This is a genomic window from Pseudoduganella buxea, assembly GCF_009720835.1.
GTDB lineage: Bacteria > Pseudomonadota > Gammaproteobacteria > Burkholderiales > Burkholderiaceae_D > Rugamonas > Rugamonas buxea.
On the sequence record NZ_WNKZ01000222.1, the window covers coordinates 1 to 1,027 of the forward strand.

The window sequence follows — 1,027 nt, forward strand, 5'->3', positions numbered from 1 at the left end:
GGCGACGCCACGGCAGGCATGCGGCCGGCCGGCGCCTGCGGCAGGCGCACCGTGAACTCGGCGCCCCGGCCTTCGCCCGCGCTGTCGGCCGACACCGTGCCGCCGTGCTGCTCGACCAGGTGCTTGACGATCGACAGGCCCAGCCCCAGGCCGCCGTGGCGCCGGGTGGTCGACGCGTCGGCCTGGCGGAAACGGTCGAAGACATGGTCGAGGAATTCCGCGCCAATGCCGATACCCGTGTCGCGGACGGTGATTTCCACCTGGTCCGCCACTGTTGCCAGGCGCACGTGCACCTGGCCGCCCTGGGGCGTGAACTTGATGGCGTTCGACAGCAGGTTCCATACCACCTGCTGCAGCCGGGCCGGGTCGGCCGCCACCGGCGCCACGGCCTCATACAGGCGTTCGATGTGGATGTTTTTTGCGCTGGCGGCGGCGCGTACGGCGTCGATGGCGGCATCGAGCACGGCCGCCGGGTGCACCGTCTGTACCTCCAGCATCACCTGGCCCGACATGATGCGGCTCATGTCGAGCAGGTCTTCGATCAGCTGGGCCTGGGCGCGGGCATTGCGCTCGATCGTCTGCAGGCCCTTCTGCAAGTCCGCCTCGCCCCGGTTGCCGCGCCGCAGGACCTGCGACCAGCCGAGAATGGCCGTCAGCGGCGTGCGCAGCTCGTGCGACAGGGTGGCGAGGAATTCGTCCTTCATCTGGCTGCTGCGCTCGGCCTCGGCGCGGGCGCTGCGTTCGCGGTCGAGCAGGGCGATGCGTTCCTCGGCGGCCTGGCGCGCCGCTTCGTTCAGGCGGGCGTTGTCGATGGCCACGCCGGCCTGGGCCGCGATGCCGCCGATGATGCGTTCCGTGCGCTCGCTGAACATGGCCGGTTCCGGGTGGCCGAACAGCAGGGTGCCCACCACTTCGCCCGTGCGCGATGTGACGGGCGCGGCCAGCACGCTGCGCAGCCACGGGCCGGCCTGCGCCGCCAGGGCGCGCGAGTGGTCGGGGTCGCGCAGCAGGTCGTCGCAGCGCACTA

At 71.7% G+C, this 1,027-nt stretch carries 1 protein-coding gene; it reads right to left on the reverse strand.

Going from position 1 to position 1,027, the window contains the following annotated elements:
* On the reverse strand, positions 1-1,027 hold a 1,027-nt coding region (locus GM672_RS27700; protein ID WP_155473696.1), incomplete at both ends, for a sensor histidine kinase.